General features: G+C 68.3%; 6 protein-coding genes. 2 read left to right on the top strand and 4 right to left on the bottom strand.

Annotated features, from left to right (window positions below; genetic code table 11):
• Both RTU05_RS17180 and RTU05_RS17175 read left to right on the top strand, forming a co-directional pair.
• Positions 1-462 (top strand): DUF2155 domain-containing protein (locus tag RTU05_RS17180; protein WP_312599530.1); only part of this gene is annotated, 462 nt, incomplete at its 5' end.
• Between the two features lie 21 nt (positions 463-483).
• Entirely contained in the window at positions 484-828 is a 345-nt protein-coding gene (locus RTU05_RS17175) for a hypothetical protein (protein WP_312599529.1), read from the top strand.
• Positions 829-860: 32 nt separating this feature from the next.
• Here the strand turns inward: RTU05_RS17175 and lepB are convergent, their stop codons facing one another.
• The 4 genes from lepB to RTU05_RS17155 form a co-directional block, all read right to left on the bottom strand.
• Positions 861-1622: a signal peptidase I gene (gene lepB / locus RTU05_RS17170; protein ID WP_312599528.1), complete on the bottom strand. Its 762-nt coding sequence runs from the start codon at positions 1620-1622 to the stop codon at positions 861-863.
• Positions 1623-1873: 251 nt separating this feature from the next.
• Positions 1874-2554 (bottom strand): leucyl/phenylalanyl-tRNA--protein transferase, encoded by a 681-nt coding sequence (aat, locus tag RTU05_RS17165; RefSeq protein ID WP_312599531.1) that lies wholly within the window; start codon positions 2552-2554, stop codon positions 1874-1876.
• Complete coding sequence (accC, locus tag RTU05_RS17160; RefSeq protein WP_292045613.1) at positions 2551-3903, bottom strand: acetyl-CoA carboxylase biotin carboxylase subunit; 1353 nt, start codon at positions 3901-3903, stop codon at positions 2551-2553. The genes aat and accC overlap by 4 nt, the downstream gene beginning before the upstream one ends.
• 3 nt (positions 3904-3906) lie before the next feature.
• Positions 3907-4213, bottom strand: a 307-nt coding sequence (locus RTU05_RS17155; protein ID WP_312599527.1) for a biotin/lipoyl-containing protein, incomplete at its 5' end; no start/stop codon positions are given.

Below are 4213 nucleotides of genomic sequence, written 5' to 3'. Positions count from 1 at the left end.
GCCCCGCGCGCGCCCGTCGCGGTGACGCCGCCCCCGGCCGTCATCATCGCCGAGGACGCCGCCGTCGAGGAAAAGGCCGAGGACGAGGTCAAGGCCGAACGCCCGGTCGCCGAAAAGGCCATCGACCAGCCCGCCACGCCCGGCCGTCGCCAGCGGCGCAAGTTCGCGGTCATCCAGGCCATCGACAAGGTCACGGCCGAGACGATGAAGTTCGAGGTCGAGGTCGGCGGCCGCCCCGTGCGCTTCAACCGCAACCTGGTCTTCGCGGCCCGCGCCTGTGAGGTGACGACGCCCGACGAACTGACCGAGGACGCCATCGCCTATATGGACGTCTCGCTGCAGCCGCGCGGCCAGACCACGTCGCGCCAGATATTCCGGGGCTGGATGTTCGCCTCGTCCCCGGCGGTCAGCGGCGTGCAGAACCCCTATTACGACGCCTGGGTGGTCGGCTGTAAGAACTGACCGAACGGCGGGGAGACCGGCATGGATCGCAAACGACCGTTGAAGAAGGACGAGACGGTGGAAGTCCGTCTGTCCTACGCCGCCAAGACCGCCTTCATGGCCCGCTGCCAGGCCGAGGGCCGGACGGCCAGCGAGGCCATCCGCCGCTTCATCGACGCCGAACTGAACCAGACCGGCGCGCGTCGTTCCGTTCCCACCGGCTGGCGTCAGCTGGCGGCCGCCGCCCTGGCCGGCCTGGCGCTTGGCGCCGTCGCGGTCCCCGCCCTGGCTCAGTCCCGGTCGGCCGCGCCCAGCCGGGCCGCCTTCGACCGCCTGGATCGAAACCATGACGGCGTGGTCAGTTTCGACGAATATCGGGCGGGTTAGGCCGTCGCTTCCGTGGCCAGTCCGGGGGCGGTCTACCGCACCCGAACCAGCAAGCGGTCCCATTGCAGGTTCAGCCAGGTCCAAGGCTTGAACAGGCTCGCCCCCGGCTTCCAGGACGCCAGCACCACCTCGGCCCGGCCGACGATGTTCTCGGCCGGCAGCAGGCCCACGCCGATCTCGGGCGGCCAGCGGCTGTCCAGCGAATTGTCGCGATTGTCGCCCATCATCAGATAATGACCTGCCGGCACGCGGCGCGGCGGCGTGTCGTCGCCGGGCAGGCCCGGCCCGCCGTCATAGGTGACGTAGCTGCGGCCGTCGGCCAGGGTCTCGCGCACCCGCTGCACCCGGCGCTGCGGCGCATCGTGATCGGCGACGAAATCCAGCCGCGTCTGGCGCACGGCCGCGCCATTGACGAAGACCACGCCGCCCCGCACCTGAACCGTATCGCCAGGCAGGCCCACGACCCGCTTGATCCAGACCTGTTCGGGATCGCGCGGCAGGCGGAACACCACCACGTCGCCGCGACGCGCCTGCGCCCCCATCAGCCGTCCCGGCCTGATCGACGACGCCAGCGGCAGCGACGCTTCGCTCCAGCCATAGGCGAACTTGGACACGACGATATAGTCGCCGGTCACCAGTCCCGGCTCCATCGACGAGGACGGGATGGTGAAGGGCTGAAACAGCAGAAGGCGCAACAGCGTCGCCACGATCAGGGCGACGACCAGCGTCAGGGCGATCTCTCCGGCTTCCTTGAAGGCGGACAGGCGGGGCGGGGGTGTCGATGTGTCGGTCATGCCGGCATCGAGGCCGAAGCGTCGTATCGTGGCCAGCACATCCGTGTCGGGACAGGTCCGAAATCGTGTCCGGACATGCCCAAAACCTTGCACCGTCCGTCATTCCGGGGCGTCCGAAGGACGAACCCGGAACCCAGGAGAGGCGCGTGGGCCGTTGAATGGGGCCGGCAACGCGGATGAGGTCCTGGGTTCCGGGTTCTTCGCTCCGCTCAGCCCCGGAATGACGAACTGGGAAACCTGTCTTCTCGGACTTATGCGCTGGCTAAAGCGACCGCTTCTGCGCCGGTCAGGGGCGCGGTCAGGGCCGCTTGGTCGGGCGTGACTTTCAGCGCGGGCGCCAGCCGCCTCAGATAGGCCGCCTGCGGCGTCTCCACCGCCCCGAACTGGCTGAGGTGATCGGTCAGAAACTGGGCGTCTAACAGGGTCCAGCCGCCCTTCCTCAACCGCGCGACCAGATGCACCAAAGCGACCTTCGAGGCGTCGCGCTCGCGGCTGAACATGCTCTCGCCGAAAAAGGCCCCGCCCAGCGACACGCCGTAAAGCCCGCCGACCAGCCGCTCGTCCCGCCAGCATTCGATGGAGTGGACATGGCCCATGGCGAACAGGGCGGCATACAGCCGCCGGATGGGGGCGTTGATCCAGGTGTCTTCGCGATCCGGTCCTAGCGCCGCCGCACAGCCGTCCAGCACCGCCTCAAAGGCGGTATCGACCCGCACTTGAAACGGCTCGCTCCGCACGGTGCGTCGCAGGCGACTGGGAATGTGGAAGGCGTCCAGCGGTATGACGCCCCGCTGCTCCGGCTCGATGATGAAGACGCGCGGATCGTCGCGCGCCTCGGCCATCGGAAACACGCCCCGGGCGTAACAGGCCAGCAGGTCCTCGGGGCCGAAACCGCCGAAAGGCCCGCTGGCGCTGAAATCGGGATCGGTCAGGCGTCGCCCTTCTGACGGGCGGCCCACTTCTCCAGCCAGTGGATGTCGTAATCGCCCGACAGGATGTCCGGCTCGGCCAGGAGCTTCTGGAACAGGGGGATGGTGGTGTCGACGCCGCCGATGACCACCTCGCCCAGCGACCGCTTCAGGCGCGCGATGGCCTCTTCGCGGTCGCGGCCGTGAACAATCAGCTTGCCGATCAGGCTGTCGTAATAGGGCGGGATCGAATAGCCGGCGTAGATGGCGCTATCCAGGCGCACGCCCAAGCCGCCCGGCGCGTGGAAGTCGGTGATCTTGCCCGGCGAGGGGGTGAAGGTCTCGGGGTTCTCGGCGTTGATCCGCACCTCGATGGCGTGGCCCTTGAACTCGATATCGTCCTGGGTGAACGACAGCGGCAGACCGGCGGCGATCCGCACCTGTTCGCGCACCAGATCGACGCCGGTGATCATTTCGGTGACCGGGTGTTCGACCTGCAGGCGGGTGTTCATCTCGATGAAGAAGAACTCGCCGTCCTCCCACAGGAACTCGATGGTGCCGACGCCCAGATAGCCGATGGCGGCGATGGCCTTGTTGACCGTCTCGCCGATCTGCTTGCGACCCTCCGCCGACAGGGCGGGCGAGGGGGCCTCTTCCAGCACCTTCTGGTGACGGCGTTGCAGCGAGCAGTCGCGTTCGCCCAGGTGGACGACATTGCCGTGGCTGTCGGCGATGACCTGGATCTCGATGTGGCGCGGCTTCTGGAGATAGCGCTCCATATAGACGGCGCCGTTGCCGAAGGCGGCCTTGGCCTCGGACTGGGCGGTCTGGACCGCCTCGACCAGGTCGTCGGGCGTCAGGGCGACCTTCATGCCGCGTCCGCCGCCGCCCGCCGCCGCCTTGACGATCAGGGGGAAGCCGATGGACTTGGACGCCTCGATGGCGGCCTCGACCGTCTCCACCTCGCCGTCGGAGCCCGGAACCACGGGAATGCCTGCGTCCTTGACCGTCTGTTTGGCGCTGATCTTGTCGCCCATGACCCGGATATGCTCGGGCTTGGGACCGATGAAGGTCATGCCGTGGGCCTCGACGATCTCGGCGAAGCGGGCGTTCTCCGACAGGAAGCCGTAGCCGGGGTGGATCGCCTGGGCGCCGGTGATTTCCGCCGCCGCGATGATCGAGGGGATGTTCAGATACGACTTGGCGGCGGAGGCCGGGCCGATGCAGACGCTCTCGTCTGCCAGACGCACCCACATGGCGCCGCGGTCGGCCTCGGAGTGAACGGCGACGGTGGAGATGCCCATCTCCTTGCAGGCCCGGTGGACCCGCAGGGCGATCTCGCCGCGATTGGCGATCAGAACCTTGGTGAACATGGCTTACGCCTCGAGCAGGACGAGGACTTCGCCGAACTCGACCGGCTGGGCGTCGCCGACCAGAATGTCGGCGACCACGCCGTCGCGCGGGGCCTGGATCGGGTTCATCGTCTTCATGGCTTCCACGATCAGCAGGGTCTGGCCCTTCTTGACCTTGTCGCCCGGCTGGACGAAGGCCGGCGCCTCGGGCGAAGGCTGCAGATAGGCGGTGCCGACCATCGGCGACTTCACCTCTTCGCCCGCGCGGGCGACGATGGTCGCCGGATCGCTGGGCATGGCGACCGGAGCAGCGGCGGCGGCGGGCGCGGCG

The organism is Brevundimonas sp. (assembly GCF_032017145.1).
Classification (GTDB): Bacteria; Pseudomonadota; Alphaproteobacteria; order Caulobacterales; family Caulobacteraceae; genus Brevundimonas.
Note: the sequence above shows the minus strand (reverse complement) of the source record. Positions and strands in the feature narration are given on the sequence as shown.

Coding starts and splice junctions, on each gene's coding strand:
- RTU05_RS17175 (WP_312599529.1), top strand. CDS start 484: ATGGATCGCAAACGACCGTTGAAGAAGGACGAGACGGTGGAAGTCCGT.
- lepB (WP_312599528.1), bottom strand. CDS start 1,622: ATGACCGACACATCGACACCCCCGCCCCGCCTGTCCGCCTTCAAGGAA.
- accC (WP_292045613.1), bottom strand. CDS start 3,903: ATGTTCACCAAGGTTCTGATCGCCAATCGCGGCGAGATCGCCCTGCGG.